Below are 20,990 nucleotides of genomic sequence, written 5' to 3'. Positions count from 1 at the left end.
GTGGGCGGGCTGCCGTAGCCGCCCGCCCCGATCACGCCACGGCCCCGGCACACGGGCGGCGTAAGCCGCGCGTGCGCCGGGGCCTTCGGAGCAGGAATCACCGCATCCGGGTGGCCCACTCCTGGACCTTCTTGATCCGGTCCTGGATCTGCCCGGCCGTCGCCTCCGCGCTGGGCGGGCCGCCGCACACCCTCCGCAGCTCGGTGTGGATCACCCCGTGCGGCTTGCCGCTCTGGTGGGTGTAGGCCGACACCATCGTGTTGAGCTGCTTGCGCAGCTCCAGCAGCTTCTTGTGCGTGACCACGGGCCGGTTCTCGGCCGCCTTCTCCAGCAGGTCCGCCTCTTCCGCCGGCTTCTGCCTGCTGTGCGCGATCTGCCGGGTCTGCCGCTTCTGGAGCAGCAGCTGCACCTGGTCGGGTTCGAGGAGGCCGGGGATGCCCAGGTAGTCCTGCTCCTCCTCGCTGCCCGGGTGCGCCTGCATGCCGAATTCCGCGCCGTCGTACAGCACCCGGTCGAAGACCGCATCGGACTCCAGGGCCTCGAAGGGCAGCTGTTCCTCGGTCTCCTCGTCCTCGAGCTTCTCCGCGTCGGCGAGGAGCTGGTCCTCCTCGGCGAACGGGTTCTCCTCGTCGCTGCCCTTCTTGGGCTTGTCGAGCACGTGGTCGCGCTCGACCTCCATCTCGTTCGCGAAGTCGAGGAGCATCGGGATGGTCGGCACGAAGACGGAGGCGGTCTCGCCCCGGCGCCGCGACCGTACGAAACGGCCTACGGCCTGGGCGAAGAAGAGCGGCGTCGAGATGGTCGTGGCGTACACGCCGACCGCGAGGCGCGGGACGTCGACGCCCTCCGACACCATGCGCACCGCGACCATCCAGCGCGACTCGTCCTCGCTGAACTTGTCGATCTTCTTCGACGCCGCCTTCTCGTCGGAGAGGACCACGGCCGGGGACTCGCCCGTCACCTTCTTCAGGATCTTGGCGTACGCGCGCGCCGATTCCTGGTCCGTCGCGATGACGAGCCCGCCCGCGTCCGGAATCCCCTTGCGCACCTCGGTGAGCCGCTTGTCCGCGGCGGACAGCACGTTGGGGATCCAATCGCCGGTGGGCGAGAGCGCGGTGCGCCAGGCCTGCCCGATGGCGTCCTTGGTCATCGGCTCGCCGAGCCGGGCGGCGATCTCGTCCCCGGCCTTGGTGCGCCAGCGCATGTTGCCGCTGTAGCTGAGGAAGATCACGGGGCGGACGACCCCGTCGGCGAGGGCGTTGCCGTAGCCGTAGGTGTAGTCGGCCGAGGAGCGGCGGATGCCGTCGTTGCCCTCCTCGTACGCGACGAAGGGGATCGGGTTGGTGTCGGACCGGAAGGGCGTACCCGTGAGCGCGAGCCGCCGTGTAGCGGGGTCGAACGCCTCCTGGCAGGCCTCGCCCCAGGACTTCGAGTCACCGGCGTGGTGGATCTCGTCGAGGATCACGAGCGTCTTGCGCTGCTCGCACCGGTTGCGGTGCAGCATGGGGCGCACGCCGACACCGGCGTACGTGATCGCGACCCCGTGGTACTCCTTGCTCACGGGGCCGGCGCTGTAGTCCGGGTCGAGCTTGATACCTATGCGGGCGGCGGCCTCCGCCCACTGCTTCTTGAGGTGCTCGGTGGGTGCAACGACGGTGATCTGCTGGACCACGTGGTGGTGCAGCAGCCATGAGGCGAGGGTCAGCGCGAAGGTGGTCTTTCCGGCGCCGGGGGTCGCGACCGCGAGGAAGTCGCGCGGCTGCTCCTGGATGTACCTCTCCATGGCACCCTGCTGCCAGGCGCGCAGCTTCCCGGCCGTCCCCCAGGGGGCGCGGCCGGGAAAGGCGGGTGAGAGGTGGTGGGAGGCGGTAGTAGTCACGGTCTCCGGTTCAGGTCTCTCGGGTACGTGGGCGGCTGCCGATACGACAACCGGGCCACCCTACCGGCGGGGGGAGCGGGACCTCGTACGAATCAGCCGTGGCTCGGCTGTGCTGAGACCCGCTTCACAGAAGACGGCTACCTGGCGAAGCCGGCCAACTGCTCCGCGATCTTGGCCATGTCCAGCGCTCCTTGGCACGCGTCCAGCACGAACCGCTCACCCTCGTCCACATCGAAGCCCGCGTCGAGCGGATGCCCGTTCATGTGGAGGAAAACCCAGGTCGCGTACCAAGCGATGCGCTTGTTGCCGTCGACGAGTGCATGATTGCGGGCCAGAGACTCCATGAGCGCCGCAGCTTTCTGCCACACGTCCGGGTAAGCGTCCTGGCCGAACACGCTCGCCTGCGGCCGCGCCAGTGCCGAGTCGAGCAGCCCGTAGTCACGTACCTCGGCGGCCCCCAGCCGTTCCGCGAGGTTCAGCAGCTCGGGCAAGGTCAGGTACTGCATCAGGCCAGCCTCCGGTTCAGCTCCTCACTGACCTTCAGCACATGATCCGCCGCCTCGTTGAAGAGGCGCGAGTGTTCGTTTATGGCGGTGATCACCGCATCGTGGGCGAAAGACTGCATACTCCGCCCTTCTGCCTCAGCACGCGCGCGTAGGGCGTCGAGCTCTTCCTCGGTGAACCTCAGATTCAGACCAGCCATGGATGAATGGTACCGCGTGGTACCAGGCGGTGCTAAGTGTCCGTATGCACCCGTGTTGCCACCCACACACCCACCAGCGCCACCGCCGCCATCGGTAGGAACACCACCGTGAACGCCCCGGGATGCGCCGTGGCTGTACCGCTTTCCACGGCCCCATGGGCGGCCGCACCCACCGAGCCGCCGCCGAGCGCGGCGAAGGCGGCACCACCGGCGGCGAGCAGCAGCGCGTTGGACAGGCCGTCCGAGATCTGGAGGGCGGCCGAGTTGGCGCCCGCCTCGTGCGGCGCCGACAGCTTCAGCAGGAGCACGCTCGTCGACGCGATCACGATGCCCATGCCGAAGCACCCGACGCCCCAGACCACGGCCAGGGTCCACACGGGTACCGCCTCGATCAGCACAGCGGGCGCGGCGAGGATCGCCAGTGTCACGAGCACCATGCCCACCACCATCAGGGCCCCCCGGTGGGGCTCCAGCCGGGGCCGGGCCAGGACGTACGAGCCGAGCGCCCAGGTCAGACCCCCGGCGGCCAGGGAGAGGCCGGCCAGCGTCGGGGAGAGGCCGCGCTGGGTCACGAGCATCAGCGGGACGAAGGACTCCGCGACGATGAACGAGCCGGCCGATATACCCCGCAGCAGGATCACGGCGGGCAGTCCCCGGGCCGCCCGCACGGTCCCCCGGGGCAGCAGCCCGCGCACGGCGGGGACGAGCAGCGCGGCACCGGCAAGCGCCGGGACCAGAGAGGCCCACCGCAGCTCCTGCCCCGCGTACTGGAGCAGCCCGGCGCCCGCCGAGATCCCGAGCGCGAGCCGGATGCGGCGCCGGTCGAAGGGCTCCGCCGCGGCCTTCGCGTCCGCGGCACCACCCGCCATCCGCCGGATCGCGGGCAGCGCGAGGCCCAGCGGCAGAAGGATGAGGACCGGGATACCGACGAAGACCCAGCGCCACCCGAGGTGCTCGGTCACGGTCCCGGAGGCCAGCGGACCGACGACGGACGGCACGATCCAGGCCGCCGAGAAGCCGGCCATGATGCCCGGCCGGATCCGCTCCGGGTAGGCCCGCCCGATGACGACGTACAGCGCGACGATGACGAGCCCGCCGCCGATGCCCTGGACGGCCCGTCCCAGGATGAACGTCCACATGTTCGCCGCGGTCCCGGAGAGCAGCAGCCCCGCCCCGAAGGCACCGATCCCGGTGGCGAGCGGGGCGAGCGGCCCGCGCCGGTCGGCCCACTGCCCGGAGAGCACCATGGCGAAGAGGCTGGTGGTGAAGTACGCGGAGAAGGCGAACGCGTAGAGCGGGATGCCCTGCAGCTCACGGGCCGCGACCGGCATCGCCGTACCCACGGCGGTCGCCTCGAAGGCAATGAGCAGGACGACGGAGACGATGCCGATGCTGAGTGCCCGGTAGGTCCGCCCGAGGATGCCTTCCGCCGGATCGGCGACGGAGGTCTCGACTATGGCGGCGGTGACCTCGGCGTCACTGGGTTCCAGGGCAGTCATGAGCCCCAGAGTAAGGGCCACCACCCCCGGTGACCCCTGTCGGTGGGCGGAATCCGGGTGGTCCATTGGCCGTAGGACCAACGCCTCGCCAGGGCCCCGAACATGAACGCGGCATGGCATTCACGTTGCGGCCCGCCCGGAGCCCTTGGCCCGGCCCCGGCGGGCCCGTACGGTCGACAGCAGATCAACAAACGCACGGCCGTGTGCCCGAGAGGTTCAGGGGCTCGACTGCAACTCGAGTTACACCGGTTCGAATCCGGTCACGGCCTCCACGCGGGAGAACCCGAAAGGGAACGGCCGCCCCCATGGCGCGGGGGCGGCCGCTTTCCGTATGTCGTCGTGGAGTCCCCCGCGGTCGGGAGCTCCGGGAACGCTACTTCGGCGTAAGTACGGGGGTCTTCGGGAGACCGCCGTTGTTCTGGCAGTCGAGTTCCTTCACCAGCTTGAGCGCCATGGCGTGGAGGATGGTCATGTTCATATTGCGGTACTCACGCGTATCAGGCGCGTCGCTCTTCCCACGCCCGAAACCGCCCTGGATCCGGAGCGGCGTCTTGTCCGAACCTTCCAACTGCGGACTCGCGCATTCAAAGTAGAGCGATGCACCACCCCGCCTGACCGAAGACTGCACACCCATGGTGTACAGATCGCCGCCGGACGGGAGCCTCTCGTCCTCCGCATCCTGCGGGGCGTACATGGAGAACGAGATGCCAGCCTCGTCACCCAGACCCCCACCTTTCGGGTCGGGTTCACACAGGGTCGCTCCCCCGGCCCACGAACGGCCGGACGCATAGCCTTCTTTGAGGGCCGCCACCACCTTTTCCATGCCATTTTCGTTCGCCCAGTTGAAGACCTTCTCCCCCGTAACCTTTTCGAGCATCGTCGCCGTCGGACCGGCGAACAGACCGCCGCACACCTCATCGGCCCCGACGAACTGCGCGTGCTCCTCCTCGCCAGAGGCGCATGCCACGCTCCCGGCGCCCAGGACCAAAACCACTCCCACAGCCGTCAGCAACCGCCGCACCCTCGCACACCCGCTTTCCTTGACTCGCATTCGGTTTCTTCCGCCCCCGCCACGACGGCAGGCGTGGGCACGGATCAGGCCTCGGGACCGGTGCCCTGGACCCGCGCACGAAGGTTCCCGTCGTGGTAGCCCGTGATCCTGGATAGATGCAGGTCCTCCTCCAACGAGCCCTTAGTCCCTGCGTCCAACCTCCCAATCGCTTCCTCATGGCGCGAAAGGAAATCGTCGACCGGTGTCTCCGTGTACGCCTCTCCAGCGGTGTACACGGCCATCTTTTCGACGTCGGTGAGGTCGTCCATCTCCTCCTTGTTCTCATCGATCACCTTCTCGCCCATGCCTCCCAGCACATCTCCCATGACCTGCTCGACGGCTCCTGTCGCTGTGTCGGTGAAAATAGGCACTAGGAGCGCCCCAGCGCCGATGACCGGCGCGGCAGGCAGGAAGAACGCGGCTGTCGCCACTCCGGCGCCGAGTGCTGCAGTGCTGCCGAATTCCACCCATCCGGCGCGCTTTTCTGCCGCCTTCTCGAAATCCTCGTGGGACTTGAGGTTTGTCGCCTCGATCTGATCCGCACGAGACTGGTCCAGGATGCCCTGTACGCCGGATCCGATCCTCACTGCCCTTCGGACATCCCCCGTATCGATGCTGCCGTCGGCATTCACCTGCGCCTCCAACACGCTGCCCGTATACAGCTGTTCGGCAGCACTCACCGAAGCGTAGGCGTCCGGATGGTGGCCCAGAACGCTCAGGAACTTCCTTGCAATGCCCCGGCCGTTGCCATCCTCGGTGTCGGAAAAAGCCATATGCCCGTCGAGGTTTCTCCCCGGGGCGAAGACGCTGTCATCCCCATTTTTGTCCAGCGCCCAGTTGATGTCGTCGATGTAGCCGGCGCCCATGACGCCCAGGCTGTCGGCCATCCCCTCGCGGGGGTCCTCGAGCAGTTTGGCGTCCTCGCCGTACTTCTGCATGACCTGTTCCATGACAGCGACATTGTCCGCGACCCGCACCGCGCCCGCGTCCGGGGCGCCGACCGGGTAGCCGAGGGTCGCCGCTTCCAAGGCGTGGCCCAGGGCATCAGGCATGTAGCCTCGAGAATCCTTGAGTTCGTCCGAGCCGTTTGTGTTGACGTCCGCGAAGTTGTCCCACTTCTTGTTCCCGAAGAAATCAAGGTAGTTACCGATCGCCTCGCCGTCCTTCTTTCCAAGGTCGGCCGTGGCCCCATGGTTGATCGTTCCGTCTTCGTTGTACGCAGTCGGGTCGTCAGCGAAGAAGTGCTTCGCCGCGTCCGGACTATTGCCGAGAGCCTCCAACATGGAGACGGTCGGGTCGTAGCCGGCCCCGTTCACACCTGAAGGATTGAAAGGGTTATTGCGGGCGTTAGCCACCTTGTTTTCGGCGAACATGTCCGGGTCTTTCTGGTGCAACTGCGCAACGTGTTCGGCAATCGGATTCAGGAACTTCGCGTCGTAGTTCCCGTACCGCATGATGCCGCCGAGCAGCTGGTACCCGAATGGCCCACCGTAGTCATTCTTTGCCATTGGGATGCGCTCCGTGCCCAGCTTGCGCATCTCTGGCCCCCACTCGGCAGTAAATGCCTTGTCCTGCGAAGCTGTGGCCAGGTTGAGACCCAGATTCTTCTGGAGCGCTCGGACGTCCTTGAGGCGCTCCTTGTCGACCTGCCCGTACGGGTATGTGGTCTCCGAGACCTGCCCGAAGAACGCGAGCGACTTTTTTTCGGGGCCGAGCTTCTCGTAGAAGTTCTTGGAAAAATCAATCGACTTGCTGTTTTCCTTCAGCAGCTCGTTGAGCGACTGGAGTTCGGTGTGCGTGATGTCCCGACCCTTGGCAGCCAGGTCGGCGGCCCGGGCCGCCTCCTCCTGGTCCATCTTCGAGTACTTCGGCGCGCTGAAGTCCTTGCGGTCGGTGACGTTGGCCTCAAGAGAGTTCTTGAAGGACACATCAGTGTCGTTGCAGTTGTCGACAATGAAGTCGATCTTCGCCTACCAAGCTACGAGGGCCGCCTTCTCCCGCCGCACGAGCTCTGGGTAGTCGGGGTCATTGTGACGCTGCTCGAAAGGGATGTCTTCCACCGGGTTCCGGACACTTACCTTGCCTGTGGCATTCACATGCAAGCCGACCGCCGGCGCTTCGTGGTCTCGGATGCTGATCAAGTCTTCCTTGGCCTTCTTGATGGCCGCATGCCCCTCTTCCAGGAGCAACTTCACGCCCTTGGCCTCGGCCGCCGCGTCCGCGACCTCCTTCACCGTCTTGCCGATGAACGCTTTGGTGACACCTGCGTTGAGGCCGCCCCAGTCCGCCTTGTCCGCCTTGGCCTTCATTCCGTCACGGGCCTCGACGGCGAGCCTCTCCAGATCGTCCGCCATCTTCGACCAGTCATCGACCGCGGTCTTCAGCTTCCCCACAGGGGCATCGACAATATCCGCGTACTTCAATTCCGACTTCACTTCTGCACTCCCCGGCTACTTCCTTTTCGTGTCCGTGCTCCAGCGGCTATGCACATCGAGTACCGGATCTACCGATGTGAAGAACGCAAAGGCTGTCAGCGATTTCTGGCAACGACGGCTTGCCGTGTCCAGGGGCACCGGGTCACGCGGGGTCCAGTGAAGGCATGGCCTCCAACCCTCCGTCGTTCTCGCAGCCCAGCTCCTTCGCCATGGCCAGAGAGAAGGAGTGGGCCACGGTCGCGTAGGCGTCCTTCAGCGCATCGGGGTCGCCCTCGGGTTCCGTGGGCATGCCGCCCCGCTCCACGCCGATGTCGATATGGGCCGGTTCCGAGCCGGGCAGCTTTCCGCTCCGGCAGGCGAACCGGAGGTACGCGCCGTCCGTCGCGGTCAGGGCCCGCTCACCCATCTTCAGCACGGTGAACTTCGAGGCGGGATCGTCCGTCGCGCTGCTGCCGGACAGCTGCCAGGTGATCCGGAGCTCGTCGTCCGGAGCGTAGATACGGCAGACGTCCCCGTCGCCGGTGGTGGAGGACGTGAACCCCTCACTCAGCTCCCCTGCGGCGTTCGCGACTGTGGACTTCGCGCCCGACGCCTCGAACCGCGAGGAACCCGTGATCACCTTCAGGGCGTCGGCCGCGTCGGCGGACACGGCACCGCCGCCGCAGAGCTGTGTCCCCGCCACGGCCGTGTCGGTGTCCTTCGCGGCCTCGTCGTCCCCTCCCCCGCAGCCGGTGCCTCCGAGAATCAGGGAGCCGGCCATGGCCACGCCGAGGAATCCCCCGCGCACGGCCCTACGACTGATCACCATCTTCATCCTTCTGTGTCCTCGGCCGGCCACCGGCCTCAGCCGGTCTCCGGGTCGTTGCCCTGCTGGTTCTCACGGTCGTTGCCCGTCGAGTAACCGACCCTCATGGATTCCTTCAGGTCCTGCCCGAACTCGCTGTCGGAGGCCACGCCGTTCTGCCTCATGAACTCCTCCATCGGGGACTCGGCCAGGCTCTCTCCAGAGGAGTAGACCTTGGTCTTCTCCTCCCGGGTGAGCTCCTCCACCTTCTCCTTGTGCTCGTCCACCGAGTTGTCGGAGATGTCACCGACCATCTGTCCGATGCCCTGCTCCAGAGCGCCACTGGCAGTGTCGGTCGCCAGCGGGATGAGGACCGCGGCTGTGCCCACGGCCGCGGTCGCGGGCAGGAAGGCGACTCCCGCCGCCACACCCGCGGCGGCCCCGAACTCGATCCAGCCCGCCCGCTTGGCGACAGCCTTCTCGTAGTCCTCGTGGGTCTTGAGGTTCGTCGCCTCCACCTGGTCGGCCCTGGACTGGTCGAGCATGCCCTGCACCTCGGCGCCCACATGCACGGTCGCCCTGGCAGCACCCTGGTCGATCTTTCCGTCGGGGCCCACCTGCCCTTCCAGCACGCTGCGGCTGTACACCTGCTCCGCGGCCGACACGGTCGCGTAGGCGTCCGGGTGCTGGCCGAGGGTGCTGAGGAAGCCGCGAGCGATGCTGCGGCCGTTCCTGTCCTCCGTGTCCGCGAAGTCGAGGTGCCCTTCCGGGTTCTTACCGGGGGCGAAGGGGCTGTTCGGGTCGTTCTTCTCCAGCGCCCAGTTGATGTCGTCGATGTAGCCGGCGCCCATCGTGCCCAGGCTGTCGGACATCGCCTCCTGCTCCTTGAGCAGGCCGGCGTCCGCCCCGTACTTCTCCATGACCTGCTGCATGACTGCCGCGTTGTCGGCGTCCCGCACCACGCCCTCGTCCGGGTGCCCCGCCGGGTAGCCGAGCGTGGCCGACTCAAGGGCGTGCCCCAACGCGTCGGGCATCTGGTTGAGGGAGTTCTTGAGCTCGTTCTCGTCAAGCGAGTTGACGTCCGGGAAGGACTCCCACTTCTCGTTCCCGAAGAAGTCGAGGTAGTTCTTGATCGGATCGTCGCCGTTCTTGCCGAGATCGGCCGTGGCACCGTGGTTGACCGTACCGTCCTCGTTGTACGCGGTCGGCGGGTCGTTGAAGAAGTGCTTCGCCGCGTCCGGACTGTTGCCGAGCGCTTCCAGCATGGCCGTCGCCGGGTCGTAGCCGGCCCCGTTCACACCGGACGGGTTGAACGGGTTCTTGAAGGGACTGTTCACCATCTTGTTGTCGGCGAACATGTACGGGTCCTTCTGGTGCAGCTGCGCCACGTGCTCGGCGATCGGGTTGAGGAACGCCTTGTCGTAGTTCCCGTACCGCATGATGCCGCCGAGCAGCTGGTAGCCGAACGGCCCGTTGGAGTCGTACTTGGCCAGCGGGACGCGTTCCGTGCCCATCTTGCGGAGCTCGGGGCCCCACTCGTCGGAGAACGCCTTGTCGTGGGAGGCGGTGGCCAGGTTGAGGCCCAGGTTCTTCTGGAGCTCCTGGACGTCCTTGAGCCGCTCCTTGTCGAGCTTGCCGTATTCGTACGTGTCCGTGGAGAGCTGGCCGAAGAACGCGAGGGACTTCTCCGGGCCGAGCTTCTCGTAGAAGTTCTTCGAGAACTCCACGGACTTGCTGTTGTCCGCCAGCAGCTCGTTGAGCTGCTGGAGTTCGGTGTGCGTGATGTCGCGGCCCTTGGCAGCCAGGTCGGCGGCCCGGGCGGCCTCCTCCTGGTCCATCTTCGTGTACTTCGGGGCGTTGAAGTCCTTGCGGTCGGTGACGTTGGCTTCGAGGGAGTTCTTGAAGGACACGTCGGTGTCGTTGCAGTTGTCGACGATCAGGTCGATCTTCTTCTGCCAGGAGGCGATGTTCTCCTTCTGCTGCTGCACCAGTGCGGGGTAGTCGGGGTCGTGCGCCTTCTGCTGGGGAGGCATGTCCTCCACCGGATGGCGTGCGGTGACCTTGCCGTTGCCGTCAACTTTGATCCCGGCCGCAGGCCCGTCGTGGTCACGGATGCTGATCAGCTCGTCCTTGGCCTTCTTGATGGCGGTGTGACCCTCTTCGAGGATCTGCTTCACGCCCTTGGCCTCGGCCGCCGCGTCCGCGACCTCCTTGACCGTCTTGCCGATGAACGCCTTCGTGACACCGGCGTTGAGGCCGTCCCAGTCGGCCTTCTCCGCCTTGGCCTGCATCCCGTCGCGAGCCTCGGTGGCGAGCCTGTCCAGATCGCCCGCCATCTTCGACCAGTCGTCGACCGCGGTCTTCAGCTTCACCACAGGGGCGTCGACTATGTCCTCGTACTTGAGCGTACCCATGTTCCCGCGCCCCCTACTTCATGTATTTCGAGAGCGCGGAGATCGGCGCCAGATCTCCCTGGATCTTCACGTCGTCATTCGAGTGCTGGGCCTTGGTGTAATCCAGATGATTCGAGATATGCGCAAGTGAATCCAGCAGCGTCTTCAGGTGCGTGTTCCAGCGGTCATGCACCTTGAGCACCGCCGAACCACTCGCGAAATTGCCGTTGGTCAGCGCGATCGCTGCTTCGAAGGTGGCAGCGCGGGCGTGGTCGCCCTGCCGAGACACCTTTGTCCGCAGGTCATAGGCGTCATTTCCGATACGACCGAGGTCGTCCCGATTGACCACCAGATCACCGGAACTGCCCCCGCCACCCTCGGCCGGGACACTGTTGAGCCGCATGGCGCTCCGCGTGGCCGCGGCAGCGCGCAGTTCGGCCCATTCCTGTTCGAAGCTCACGAATTTCCCCAAGTCCGTCTCTACAGACCGCTTCGTCCGAGACAGGCGGCCACCGACCTCCTCACCGTATCGGTTTCAGCCTCGCCGGCGACGAGCTGCCGAAATACCGGGGCTCGACCGAGACCCGGGTCGTGCCGGTTCGGGCGAGTAGCATCTGCCCCCTTGTCCGGGCGCGAATGCAGCGCGATCACGGGGAGCCCCTGCATGGCCGTCATCGTCTTCTTGTTCGTCATAGCCGCCGCGTTCCTCGTCATCGCGCTGGTCGGCCCGTACCGGCTGTACTGGCGGGCCCGGCCGCACGCTCCGCGGCAACCGTCGGACGCTGCTCTCGCGCTGGGGCGGGTCGCCGCGTTCGGGGTCGCCGGGGTGTTCGCCTTCGGTGGCTGCCAGGTCCAGAGCAGCATCGACGAGGGTTCCTGGAACACGGACGAGGTACGGGAAGCGGCCGAGGACGCGGCCGAGTCCATGGCCGGCGACACGCAGATCCGCCGCGATCCGACGGATGGCTATGCCGCACTGATCAAGGCAGACGTCATGAGGGCCGGCGAGGGCCAGGGGCCCATGTACCGCGTCTCCGTGGAGCGCGCCGGAGACGGGCATGACTACGAGATATCCGGGGGCGGCGCAAGCACCACTGTCTGCATGCACGTGACGGAGGAGAAGTCCGCAGAGGGCGGCGTCTTCGTCCCGGGAGCGGACGGCGGCAGCAACTCCATCCCTGAGTACGATCTGACCGCCACCGTCGACGACGGCGCCTGCTGAGCGTCCTGGCGGGCCGGTGTTGCGACGACCCGCGGGTGCGGTCAGCCTGTGACCGCACCCGCCAGGAATGCGGTCCAGGCGCCGGGGGCGACGGCGAAGGCAGGACCATCGGCGACCTTGGAGTCGCGGACGTGGACGGTGTGGGGGCAGGCGTTGACCTCGACGCAGGCATCACTCTTGTCACCGCTGTAGCTGGACTTGTGCCAGTCGTAGGCGACTTCGATACAGGCGCCGCCCTCATTGCCGCTGTAGCTGGACTTGAACCAGGAGAGCTCCGGCCCGACGGTCATAGTCGCCTCACCTTCGTTTCGATGATCTCAGCCGACTTCCAGGGGTTGAGCGCCTGGGCCCGCAGGATGCCGAAAAGGTCAAACATGTCGCCCGCCTGCTCCGGTCGGGAGATCAACCTATCGCCGCCCTGCGCCTCCACGTACACCAGATTTCGGCCTTCCGCCGTACACATCACCCGCATCAGGACTGAGGGCGTGCAGACGCATCGGCCGCCAGCCGGAGCTGACGACCGATCGCGAACAATCGAAGCTCGGCCGGTGTGGCCACGAGCATCATCCGGCGCCGCGGGGACCTACTCGACGACCCGCACTGCGCCTGACGGGCAGAGCACGCCGGCTTCGCGCGCCAACGTACGTGCCTCGCCGCCAGGTTCGGCGTCCAGCACCGTCACCAGGCCCTCGTCGTCCTGATCAAACACCTCTGGTGCTGTCAACGCGCACATCCCGGCTCCCACACAGACCTCCCGGACGACTGTCACACGCATAGCTGCTCCCTCCGCCGCGGTCACCAGGCGACCGGAAGTTCGTTGACACCCTGGATCGTCGTCCCCGGACGCAGGTCCAACCGGTCAACCGGCACCGCCAGCCGCAGGCCAGGCAGCCGTTCGAGCAGCGCCGTGAGAACAACCTCCAGTTCGAGGCGGGCCAGGTTCTGACCGAGGCACTGATGCACGCCATAGCCGAACGCCAGGTGGTGGCGCGCCTCGCGTCGTACGTCGAAGACGTCCGGGTCTACGAAGATCGAACTGTCCCGGTTGGCGATGGAGTTGGTGACGATGACGCCCTCACCGGCCCGGATGCACTGCCCGTCGATCTCGATGTCGGCCGTCGCGATACGCCCCCCGGCGATGTCGGCGATCGCCAGAAGGCGCAGCAGTTCCTCTACCGCGCCTGGCACCAGTGACGGGTCGGCACGCAATGCGGCGTACTGGTCGGGGTGTTCGAGCAGGGTGATGACGCTCAGCGATGTCATCGACGCTGTGGTCTCGTGACCCGCGACCAACAAGAGGATCGCGGTCGACACCAACTCCTCCCGGTCGATCGTGCCCTTCTCCAACTGCTCCGTGACGAGGGTGCTCAGCAAACCCGGCCCCGGGTTGCCTCGCAGGGTGTCTGCCAGGCCGCCCAGGTAGCCCTCCAGGTCATCCCGAGCGGCGCGCGTCCCCGCCGCGTCCGGCGACTGGATCAGCCGCTGGGACGCGTCCTGGAAGAAGTCGTGGTCGGCATAGGGCACGCCGAGCAGTTGGCAAATCACCATGGACGGCACGGGCAGCGCGAACTGGCTGACGAGGTCGGCCGGCGGGCCGGAGGCGATCATCCGGTCCAGAAAGCCGTGCACGATCTGCTCGACGTCGGCCCGCATCCCCTTGATGCGCCGGACTGTGAAGTCGCTGATGGTCATGCGCCGCTTCGGCCCGTGCTCCGGCGGATCCAAGCCGATGAAGGCGGGGCGGCGGTCGCGGAAGCTCTCCACTCGCCCCGAGGTTGCCGGGAAGTCGACGTGCCTCCGGTCGGAGGAGAGCCGGGGATCGGCCAGCAGCTTCCGGGCCGTGTCGTACCCGGTCACCAGCCATGCCTGACGACCGTCGTAGAGGGTCACGCGCTGCAGCGACCCTTCGCGTGTCCGGAGGTCGTTGTACTGATCGGGGAGGCGGTAGGGGCAGGTGCGGTCGCTGGGGAAGGCGGGCGCACCTGATGGCGGCGTCTCAATGATCTCGGTCATCAGTCCCTCGATGCTCTCGACGCTTAAAGAACGGTCAGTTCTCTAATGCGAGGCTAGGGTGACCCACTCAGCACTTGCAACGGGTGCTCGACAAATGGCTGGGAGTCATGCCTCCACCAAACGGGGACGCGCCGGACCGGATGGACGGCGACCATCGAAGAAACCCTCGCCGCCGAGGCGAGGAATTGAAGAACGCCATCCTGGCGGCGGCCCTCGAGGAACTCGCCGAGGTCGGCTACGCGGGACTGACGATGGAGCGCGTGGCCGCGCGGGCCCGCACGGGCAAAGCCGCCCTGTACCGCCGATGGCCCAGCCGTGCCGAACTCGTCGTCGAAGCCTGCACCGTCCATCGCCTCTCCGCCGTCGACATGCCCGACACCGGCGCTCTACGTACCGACGTGATCGCCGCACTACGTCAGCTCTGCGCGAACCTGGCAACATCGCATGGCGACATCCTCCGCGGGCTGCTGGCCGAAGCCATGCACGACCCCGAGCTCGCCCAACTGGTCCGCGAACGAGTGCACACCGCGGGCCCGGGGCCGATCCAGGGTGTTCTGCTGCGCGCCGTCGCACGTGGCGAGATCGAGCCGTGGATTCCCGCCTCACGGCGTGCCCCCGTGGCGGTCGACCTGCTCCGCAACCACTACTTCCTCCACGGGGCGCCGATCCCGGAGGGTGTCATCACCGACATCGTCGACGACGTCTACCTCCCGCTGCTCCTCGCGCCGCCGGGGGCCCTACAGAACACCGGCTCGGGCCAGGAACCGAACGGGACGGCCGGAGACATCTAGTGCTGTGACCGCATAGGTTCGCCGGGTTAGATGCCTTACAGGTTGTTGACGTAGAAGTTGGTGAGCCTTTCGACGGCGGCGTCGACGTATTCGGGCTCGTCGTACATCTCGTAGTGGCCGGCGCCGTCGATCATCATGAGGTCGACCGGGTTGGGGGCCAGTTTCCACAGCTGCATCCCGGTGTCGTAGGAGCCGGTGTTGCCGATGCGTCCGGCGAGGATGACCTGCAGTGGCTGGGTCATGAGCTGGTCGATGAGGTGGAAGGCGTCGTAGCCCAGCAGGAGGGAGTCGCTGCGCGAGAGGCGGCGGTTGGTGGAGTGCTTGTCGCCGCCGCGCTCGGTGCGGTAGTAGATGATCGCCTGGGTGGTGTCGATGTCGGTCAGGCCCGCTGTTGTGGCGTCCCCCAGGTTGCCGGGCAGCCAGTTCACCCGGGTCATCTCGCCGGATCGGGCTTCTTCGATGCGCGCGTCGGCAAGGGCGTCGAGTGCGGCGGCCGGACTGTCGGGCTGGAAGCTGCGGAACGAGGTGCCGACGTTGACGGGGACGACGGTTCCGACGGCTTTGATGCGGTGGTCGGTGCGGGCGGTGTGCACGGCGTAGCCGCCGCCGGCGCAGATGCCGAGGACGCCGATACGCTGCGGGTCGATGCCGGGGGTCGTGGTGAGCGCGTCGATGGCGTAGGAGATGTCCTCGCCGCGGCGGTAGGGGTCTTCGAGGTCGCGGGGTTCGCCTGTGCTCTGCCCTTGGTGAGCGGGGTCGAAGACGAGTGCCGCGATGCCGCGGGCGGCGAGGCGGGACGCGTAGTTCGCGCCGATCTGCTCTTTCACGCTGCTACCGGGTGTGGAGAGCACCACGGCGCGCAGCGGCGCGGTCCTGTCGGCGTTGTCGGGCAGGTGGAGGTCGGCGGCGAGTTCGATCGGTCCGCGCGGGATCGTGATGTGCCGAAGCATGGGTGGGCCCCTTCGAGAGATTGTTGTTCCATAGATGCCCAGTACGAAACGTTTATTGGTACAATTTGAGACTAATATAGAACTGTACTACTCGGGAAGGGGAGTCGCATGACGGTCGACGGGGCGCATCTGTGGACGCTGAATCAGCGGCTGCTGAGCGTCGTAATGGACGCCTGCACGCAGGAGCTGGCCGAGCTCGGACTGGAGACGAAGGAATTCTTCGTCCTGGCCGAGGTGGAAGCCTCGCCGTACCCGGCCGAGATCGCGACGGCACTGCTGCTCCCCAAAGCGAGCGTGACGGTCTACGTCCGCAACCTCGTCGCCAAGGGGTTCATCCGGCGCGAGATCGACGACGCGGACCTGCGGCGTCACCGGCTCGTACTAACCGCTGAGGGCACAGAGGCGCGGGATCGTGCACTTGCAGCCCTCGCGGCGGAGTACGACCGCAGGCTGGCGAGGATCACTCCGCGGGACCGCACCGAGCTGCAGCGCATCCTTCAGGAGATGCTCTCGCCCGCATGAGTTCCATGCTCACGAGCGGTTCGCCTGCCCGGTGAACCCCTGCTCGCCAGTGCTGTGACCGCGTAAATTCGTGGGATCGTTCAGGCTGCGGTGGCGAGGGGGCGTCTGCCCCAGCGGATCCCTTTCTCGCTGCGGATGCGGGCGCGCTCCTTGCGTTCGGCGGCCAGGACATCGCGGTGGCGGGCGTTGACGTTGCACCAGCGGAGGTAGGCGTGCAGGGCCCGTGTCTGCACAGTGTGGTTGGGGGTAGTGCGAGTTCGCGATGGTGAACCGGCGAAGCGGTCCGAAGCGCGCCTCGATGGGGTTGGCCCACGAAGCGTAGGTCGGGATGAAGCACAACTCGACCTTGTTCTTCTTCGCCCATCGGCCGATGTCGCTGCCCGTGTGGGTGGACAGGTTGTCCAGAATCACGTAGATCGGGGCGCCGTCGGGCCGGGCGGTACGGATCGACTTCAGCGCAGCCAGGGTGTTCGCGGCGCCCTTCTTGCGGCGGTTAGCGCCCCAGAGGGTGTCGTCGCCGATCGAGTAGCAGCCGTGGAAGTAGCGCACCCCGTGGGTGCGGTGGGACGTCGCGGGATGCCGCTCGGGTCGGCCTTGCTCGGCCCAGCACGACCCGGCGGTCGGGCGGATGCCCAGGGGCCCGAACTCATCGAACGCGAACACCCGGTCCGGGAAGCGGTCCAGGACATGCTCGATGCGGTCGAGCTTGGCGTCGCGCTCGAGGTCCGGTGACTCATTCCAGGTCTTGGTGCGCTGGAAGGTGATACCGCGGCGGGCGAGCAGGCAATGTAATGCCTCGCGGCCGATGCATATGACGCGGCTGGCCGAGCTTGGCCGGGCGGGTGGTGGCCGTCTGGACCACGAAGTCCTCGTCGTCAGGACTGAGCAAGCGGGGACGACCTCTCGCCCACCGAGGGTCCAAGCACGCCAAGCCGATCTCATTGAACCGGTGGATCACGCTCCGGACAGTGCCCTCGTCGGCCTGCACCAGCTGGGCGATCACCGCTACCCGGTTCCCGCCGGCCGAGGCCAGCAGCATCATCGCGCGCCGGTAGCGCACCGAGTTGGTGCTGCCGCGGCGCACGATCTGCTGCAGCTTCTGCCCCTCGTGGTCGGTCAACCTGCGCACACGGACAGGTTCGGCCACCACGCCCCCAACGGCTGGATCAACGGACGACACCGCACATCCAACCGCCGCCATCACCACCCCGGTGAACCTTCCCGGTCACAGCACTAGCAACGCATCATCACCCTGTGTGCTATCGCCTGGTGCCCCTGCGGGCGTCAGGCGGTCGGGCCCGGAGGGCCTCCGTACGGCGCGTTGGAACCAGGACCACCGGGCGGGGGGCCGTACTGCGGGTACGGAGGCTGGGACTGCTGCTGGTGCGGGTACGGGGGCTGGTACGACTGCGGGGCGGCCGGGGTTGCGCTTCGGCGGCGGGAGCGGACGACCAGGACGGCTGCGGCGACTCCGATGAGGGCTGCTGCGCCGATGCCAAGGCCGATCCAGAGGGCGGTGTTGCCGCTGTCGTCGATGGCCGGTGCTGCGGCGGCCGGCTTGTCGCTCTTCTCGGAGCCGCCCGTGGCCTTGGACGGCTCGGCGGAGGGCTCCGGGGACTCGGCCGCCGCGAGATCCGGGAGCGGGTACTCGTCGGCGGGGCCCGGGTCGCCGGGCGTCTCCAGGGCGATCCGGGGGCGGACGATGCCGTAACCGATGTCGTCCACACGCTCCTCGCCGGTCGTGGGGCCACCGGCCGTGTTCAGCAGCACCCGCAGCACCTGGTTGTTGGTCCAGTCCGGGTACTTGGACCAGATGAGTGCGGCGGAGGCGGAAGCGAGGGCTGTTGCGTCACTGGTGCCGTGCGAGGTGCAGAGGCCTGTCTCGCTCTTGCAGGCGTGGATCATCTCCTCGCCCGGCGCGGAGAGGTCTACCTGGGGGCCGAACTGAGATTCCTCTGTCCTCTGCAGGTCCTTGCCGATGGCCGCCACGCCTACGGCCCCGGGAGTCGCTCCCGGGTACTTGACACTATTGGTGCTCTTGGCATCGTTACCCACTGCCACAAAGACCAATGATCCCTTGCTGAGTGCGTACTTCACCGAGTCCGACAACTGTCGTGAACCCTCGCTCGTGCCCCGCGAGATATTGATGACCTGGGCGCCCTGGTCGGCGGAATACCGGATGGCCGCAGGAACTGTGGCGTTGAACTGTTCAATGTCTGCTGCAAGGTTGGGGGCCTTGTCCGGGACTCGGACAGGAAGGATCTTCACACCGGGAGCCAGTCCGAATGCACCGTCTCCGCCACGACTGTCACCTGTTCCTGCGATCAGGGCAGCCATGCCCGTGCCGTGACCGTCGTAGTCGGAGTGCTCATCGCCGGACTCACCCGGAGCGAAGTCCTTCCCCTTGAGGATCTGCCCTTGCAGATCCGGATTTGACGTGTCGATCCCCGAATCGATCACAGCAACCGTGATGCCCTTCCCGGTGCTGCTGCGCCACATCTCCTCGGCCTTCATCGCTGTCAGATGCCACTGATTCGAACGGACCGACTCCGCCTGAGCAGTCCCTGCCGTAACAGCCACCAGCAGCGCTCCAAGCGCCGCCGAAACAACGGCCCTTGCCCGGCCTCTGTGCACACTGCTGGCAAGCATTCGCGTCCCTGTCCGGAGTCGTTCCATCATTCGATGACGGGCGGCATTGCGCGACGTCCACCCTGCTTCCACGTCTCTTCATCTTCGATCAAGTAGTCCGGACGCTCACCATCCTCATCGCGGCGGGCGTCTCCAGGCCGACGGCTTGACGGTGCCCGCAATCCACCTGCCGCCTGTCCAGCAGCACGCCCGTTTTCGTTGCCCCGAACAAGGCCGGTGCCACCAGGCGTGAAGGGACGTTCACCTGAACGCCCCGCCTGCCGGGGCCGGCCACCGACGACTCCGCTGTTCCCCCCAGCCGGTGGCCGACCGCCCATGGCCCCGCTCCGAGCGGCGCCACCGCCACTCATCCCGCCATGCCCCACGGGGCTTCGGCCTTGCGTCCCCTCACCGCCGACCACCGTTCCGCCAGGAAGCCCGCGGCCGGTGGGCTGGGCTACCGGACGGCCACCGGTGATGCCCGCATCACGAGGCGTGCGGCTTGCCGAGCCCGAACCGGGCACGCCCTGGCCGGGCAGCGACGGTGGGCGGACACTCAGCCCTGAGTTCTTCGCGCTGCCGAACGGACCTGGAACCGGCCGTGAGCCTCCGCCGAACGCGGGCGGCACGGTGAGCCCAGAAGGCAGACCACTGTCCGTCCTACCCGTCACTGGGGGCCCCGGCTGTGACACCGAAGGCGTGGACGATGACTGCGGCAGAGTCGCTGTGCTGTTGACCTCCATGCTGACCGGGGTTCCCAGGTCGGCCGGCACGCGGACCGCCGATGAGTCCGGAGCGCCCTGGCTTCCGGAGCCCGTTGCCTGCGAGGGCTCAGAGGGCGTGGTCACCCTGCGAACCGCGCCTTCGCCCTCAGCAGCTGCCCTGCCACCAGTCGCTGCGCCCCACGTCTCAGAGCCGTCGTAGTCATCTGCTCGCTCCGGCACGATCACCCCCGGCGGCGGCGGAAACGCCGGCTTCTCCAAGCCGTCCAGCTGCGAAGCCGACAACGCGTACGACTGCGCCAGTTTGCGCATCTCCGCCGCAGCCTCCTGGCGGTTCGCCTCCTTCGCGGCGATCAGCGTCTCTGCCGACTTCTGCGCCACCGCCGACGCATCCGGGTCGTTCCGCGCCGCCCGCGCCGCATCCAGGTTCGCCTGTGCCCCCGCGTGCGTACGCGGGATGGCCACCTGCGCCGAGGCGAGGGAGTCGGAGGCCCGGGCCAGCCACTTCGATGCGCCCTCGCTGTAGTCGCCGAGGCGCAGCGTCGCGTTCGCCAGATCCGCGCTCCAGGTCCGGAACGCGTCCGCGCCCTCGCCCTTCCACTCGACGGTCTGCGGGCGGACCTTGATCTCCTCCGCGATCTTGCGGATCTCCTCCGCCGCGCTCACCAGCCGGTCCGACGCACCCTGGATCGCCCCACTGTTGGCCATGTCCAGCCAGGCCAGCATGGTCTCGTGGGTCATGCTGTCGAAGGGTGTGCCCTGCCCTGCTTCCCCGTGGTCCATCCCTAGCCCCCGTCCATCCGCCGTGCCGTTCTCGTGCACGTCGTCATCATCAGATCGCTCCGGTGGTCGGCTCCGGCTTGGGCACGTCCGGAGTCGCCTGCCCGTTTCGCTGCCCCGTCGGGTCGTACTCGCCGCCGTAGTGCTTCTTCGCCTCGTCCGAGATCGCGAGCATGCGGCGCCGGATGTCGATATCCAGGTTCTCGTAGCCGTTGTGCGACGCCAGGACCGCGATGCTCATGCCCTCTATGCAGTCCGAAAGGGTCTTCGAAAGCGTTTCGAGCTCGGTGATCACCGTCTGGTACGACACGAACAGACTTGCCGCTTCCGCCCAGTGGTTGTCGCCCCCGCCGAACTGGGCGCGCTTCACCGTGTCCTGTCCGAGCTGGGCCGCGTCGGCCGGTGACTCCTTGAGCGCGACCAGTATCTCGTCGATTCGACTACGGAACTTCTTGAAAGACGTGAGTTCGGTGGCCAGTCCGACGGCGGCAGCCGCTGTGGTGACACCCATGAACGGCACGCCCACCATGCCCGCTCCGGAACCCTCACTCGGCAACACAGCACCCTCCCCCGGATACAGCTGACTCACTAAAGCTTCCGGGTCACTGTAACCAGCAC

Annotated in this window: 19 protein-coding genes, 1 tRNA gene and 2 pseudogenes; 4 read left to right on the top strand and 18 right to left on the bottom strand. The window is 67.0% G+C overall.

All coding sequences use genetic code 11. The features are described 5' to 3' along the window. Nucleotides 1-97 precede the first annotated feature (97 nt). The 4 genes from ACIQM3_RS12370 to ACIQM3_RS12355 form a co-directional block, all read right to left on the bottom strand. Nucleotides 98-1,879, bottom strand: a complete 1,782-nt coding sequence (locus ACIQM3_RS12370) for a DEAD/DEAH box helicase (protein WP_401622708.1) — start codon at nt 1,877-1,879, stop codon at nt 98-100. Nucleotides 1,880-2,016: 137 nt separating this feature from the next. Continuing rightward, nucleotides 2,017-2,385: a type II toxin-antitoxin system death-on-curing family toxin gene (locus ACIQM3_RS12365; protein WP_401622705.1), complete on the bottom strand. Its 369-nt coding sequence runs from the start codon at nt 2,383-2,385 to the stop codon at nt 2,017-2,019. Next, nucleotides 2,385-2,582: an Arc family DNA-binding protein gene (locus tag ACIQM3_RS12360; protein WP_073746295.1), complete on the bottom strand. Its 198-nt coding sequence runs from the start codon at nt 2,580-2,582 to the stop codon at nt 2,385-2,387. Before ACIQM3_RS12360 ends, ACIQM3_RS12365 begins: the two co-directional genes overlap by 1 nt. Nucleotides 2,583-2,614: 32 nt before the next feature. Further along, nucleotides 2,615-4,081, bottom strand: a complete 1,467-nt coding sequence (locus tag ACIQM3_RS12355; RefSeq protein ID WP_401622701.1) for an MFS transporter — start codon at nt 4,079-4,081, stop codon at nt 2,615-2,617. Nucleotides 4,082-4,278: 197 nt separating this feature from the next. Here ACIQM3_RS12355 and ACIQM3_RS12350 point away from each other — a divergent pair. Beyond that, nucleotides 4,279-4,353: transfer RNA gene (locus tag ACIQM3_RS12350), tRNA-Cys, on the top strand. Between the two features lie 101 nt (nt 4,354-4,454). Here the strand turns inward: ACIQM3_RS12350 and ACIQM3_RS12345 are convergent. The 5 genes and pseudogenes from ACIQM3_RS12345 to ACIQM3_RS12325 all read right to left on the bottom strand — a co-directional run bounded on the left by ACIQM3_RS12345 (nt 4,455) and on the right by ACIQM3_RS12325 (nt 11,204). After that, on the bottom strand, nt 4,455-5,102 hold the full coding sequence (locus ACIQM3_RS12345; RefSeq protein ID WP_401624317.1) for a hypothetical protein: 648 nt from the start codon (nt 5,100-5,102) through the stop codon (nt 4,455-4,457). A gap of 74 nt (nt 5,103-5,176) precedes the next feature. Then, a pseudogene (locus tag ACIQM3_RS12340) lies at nt 5,177-7,525 on the bottom strand (hypothetical protein). Nucleotides 7,526-7,709: 184 nt separating this feature from the next. Continuing rightward, on the bottom strand, nt 7,710-8,381 hold the full coding sequence (locus tag ACIQM3_RS12335; RefSeq protein WP_401622698.1) for a hypothetical protein: 672 nt from the start codon (nt 8,379-8,381) through the stop codon (nt 7,710-7,712). 29 nt (nt 8,382-8,410) lie between these two features. Continuing rightward, the gene (locus tag ACIQM3_RS12330; protein WP_401622695.1) at nt 8,411-10,765 is read right to left on the bottom strand and encodes a hypothetical protein; all 2,355 of its coding nucleotides are present in this window, start codon (nt 10,763-10,765) and stop codon (nt 8,411-8,413) included. A gap of 13 nt (nt 10,766-10,778) precedes the next feature. Next, entirely contained in the window at nt 10,779-11,204 is a 426-nt protein-coding gene (locus tag ACIQM3_RS12325) for a hypothetical protein (protein ID WP_401622692.1), read from the bottom strand. A gap of 204 nt (nt 11,205-11,408) precedes the next feature. Here ACIQM3_RS12325 and ACIQM3_RS12320 point away from each other — a divergent pair, with 204 nt between their 5' ends. Continuing rightward, nucleotides 11,409-11,966: a hypothetical protein gene (locus ACIQM3_RS12320; RefSeq protein ID WP_401622689.1), complete on the top strand. Its 558-nt coding sequence runs from the start codon at nt 11,409-11,411 to the stop codon at nt 11,964-11,966. A gap of 41 nt (nt 11,967-12,007) precedes the next feature. On the opposite strand, the gene ACIQM3_RS12315 is transcribed toward ACIQM3_RS12320, so the two are convergent. From ACIQM3_RS12315 to ACIQM3_RS12300, 4 genes are read right to left on the bottom strand one after another with little or no spacing between them, the layout of a single operon-like run. Further along, a complete protein-coding gene (locus tag ACIQM3_RS12315; RefSeq protein WP_401622686.1) occupies nt 12,008-12,256 on the bottom strand; it encodes a DUF397 domain-containing protein in 249 nt (82 codons plus the stop codon). Further along, nucleotides 12,253-12,501, bottom strand: coding sequence for a Scr1 family TA system antitoxin-like transcriptional regulator (locus tag ACIQM3_RS12310; RefSeq protein WP_401624315.1), 249 nt, complete (start codon nt 12,499-12,501; stop codon nt 12,253-12,255). Before ACIQM3_RS12310 ends, ACIQM3_RS12315 begins: the two co-directional genes overlap by 4 nt. 48 nt (nt 12,502-12,549) lie before the next feature. Then, a complete protein-coding gene (locus tag ACIQM3_RS12305; RefSeq protein WP_401622683.1) occupies nt 12,550-12,741 on the bottom strand; it encodes a ferredoxin in 192 nt (63 codons plus the stop codon). 20 nt (nt 12,742-12,761) lie between these two features. Further along, nucleotides 12,762-13,979 carry a cytochrome P450 gene (locus ACIQM3_RS12300; protein WP_401622680.1) on the bottom strand — a complete coding sequence of 406 codons (1,218 nt, stop codon included), beginning with the start codon at nt 13,977-13,979 and terminating at the stop codon, nt 12,762-12,764. Nucleotides 13,980-14,164: 185 nt separating this feature from the next. On the opposite strand from ACIQM3_RS12300, the gene ACIQM3_RS12295 reads away from it, so the two are divergent. After that, nucleotides 14,165-14,770, top strand: coding sequence for a TetR/AcrR family transcriptional regulator (locus ACIQM3_RS12295; RefSeq protein WP_401622677.1), 606 nt, complete (start codon nt 14,165-14,167; stop codon nt 14,768-14,770). Nucleotides 14,771-14,805: 35 nt separating this feature from the next. Here the strand turns inward: ACIQM3_RS12295 and ACIQM3_RS12290 are convergent, their stop codons facing one another. Further along, nucleotides 14,806-15,720 (bottom strand): alpha/beta hydrolase, encoded by a 915-nt coding sequence (locus ACIQM3_RS12290; RefSeq protein WP_401622674.1) that lies wholly within the window; start codon nt 15,718-15,720, stop codon nt 14,806-14,808. Between the two features lie 108 nt (nt 15,721-15,828). Here ACIQM3_RS12290 and ACIQM3_RS12285 point away from each other — a divergent pair, with 108 nt between their 5' ends. Beyond that, nucleotides 15,829-16,242 (top strand): MarR family winged helix-turn-helix transcriptional regulator, encoded by a 414-nt coding sequence (locus tag ACIQM3_RS12285; RefSeq protein WP_401622673.1) that lies wholly within the window; start codon nt 15,829-15,831, stop codon nt 16,240-16,242. Nucleotides 16,243-16,322: 80 nt separating this feature from the next. On the opposite strand, the pseudogene ACIQM3_RS12280 reads toward ACIQM3_RS12285, so the two are convergent. From ACIQM3_RS12280 to ACIQM3_RS12265, 4 genes and pseudogenes are all read right to left on the bottom strand, one after another. Then, nucleotides 16,323-17,389 (bottom strand): annotated as a pseudogene (locus ACIQM3_RS12280) (IS630 family transposase). A 137-nt stretch (nt 17,390-17,526) separates the two neighbouring features. Continuing rightward, entirely contained in the window at nt 17,527-18,756 is a 1,230-nt protein-coding gene (mycP, locus tag ACIQM3_RS12275; RefSeq protein ID WP_401622670.1) for a type VII secretion-associated serine protease mycosin, read from the bottom strand. A gap of 161 nt (nt 18,757-18,917) precedes the next feature. After that, a complete protein-coding gene (locus tag ACIQM3_RS12270; protein WP_401622667.1) occupies nt 18,918-20,333 on the bottom strand; it encodes a translation initiation factor IF-2 in 1,416 nt (471 codons plus the stop codon). A gap of 91 nt (nt 20,334-20,424) precedes the next feature. Next, nucleotides 20,425-20,931, bottom strand: a complete 507-nt coding sequence (locus tag ACIQM3_RS12265; protein ID WP_401622664.1) for a hypothetical protein — start codon at nt 20,929-20,931, stop codon at nt 20,425-20,427. Nucleotides 20,932-20,990 lie beyond the last annotated feature (59 nt).

Origin of the sequence: Streptomyces sp. NPDC091271 (genome assembly GCF_044757505.1) — a bacterium.
GTDB lineage: Bacteria > Actinomycetota > Actinomycetes > Streptomycetales > Streptomycetaceae > Streptomyces.
Note: the sequence above shows the minus strand (reverse complement) of the source record. Positions and strands in the feature narration are given on the sequence as shown.

Bases quoted from the DNA above. Each gene is read 5' to 3' on its own strand.
- ACIQM3_RS12365 (WP_401622705.1), bottom strand. From the start codon at position 2,385: ATGCAGTACCTGACCTTGCCCGAGCTGCTGAACCTCGCGGAACGGCTG.
- ACIQM3_RS12360 (WP_073746295.1), bottom strand. From the start codon at position 2,582: ATGGCTGGTCTGAATCTGAGGTTCACCGAGGAAGAGCTCGACGCCCTA.
- ACIQM3_RS12355 (WP_401622701.1), bottom strand. From the start codon at position 4,081: ATGACTGCCCTGGAACCCAGTGACGCCGAGGTCACCGCCGCCATAGTC.
- ACIQM3_RS12335 (WP_401622698.1), bottom strand. From the start codon at position 8,381: ATGAAGATGGTGATCAGTCGTAGGGCCGTGCGCGGGGGATTCCTCGGC.
- ACIQM3_RS12330 (WP_401622695.1), bottom strand. From the start codon at position 10,765: ATGGGTACGCTCAAGTACGAGGACATAGTCGACGCCCCTGTGGTGAAG.
- ACIQM3_RS12320 (WP_401622689.1), top strand. From the start codon at position 11,409: ATGGCCGTCATCGTCTTCTTGTTCGTCATAGCCGCCGCGTTCCTCGTC.
- ACIQM3_RS12315 (WP_401622686.1), bottom strand. From the start codon at position 12,256: ATGACCGTCGGGCCGGAGCTCTCCTGGTTCAAGTCCAGCTACAGCGGC.
- ACIQM3_RS12305 (WP_401622683.1), bottom strand. From the start codon at position 12,741: ATGCGTGTGACAGTCGTCCGGGAGGTCTGTGTGGGAGCCGGGATGTGC.
- ACIQM3_RS12300 (WP_401622680.1), bottom strand. From the start codon at position 13,979: ATGACCGAGATCATTGAGACGCCGCCATCAGGTGCGCCCGCCTTCCCC.
- ACIQM3_RS12290 (WP_401622674.1), bottom strand. From the start codon at position 15,720: ATGCTTCGGCACATCACGATCCCGCGCGGACCGATCGAACTCGCCGCC.
- ACIQM3_RS12285 (WP_401622673.1), top strand. From the start codon at position 15,829: ATGACGGTCGACGGGGCGCATCTGTGGACGCTGAATCAGCGGCTGCTG.
- mycP (WP_401622670.1), bottom strand. From the start codon at position 18,756: ATGAAGGCCGAGGAGATGTGGCGCAGCAGCACCGGGAAGGGCATCACG.
- ACIQM3_RS12270 (WP_401622667.1), bottom strand. From the start codon at position 20,333: ATGACCCACGAGACCATGCTGGCCTGGCTGGACATGGCCAACAGTGGG.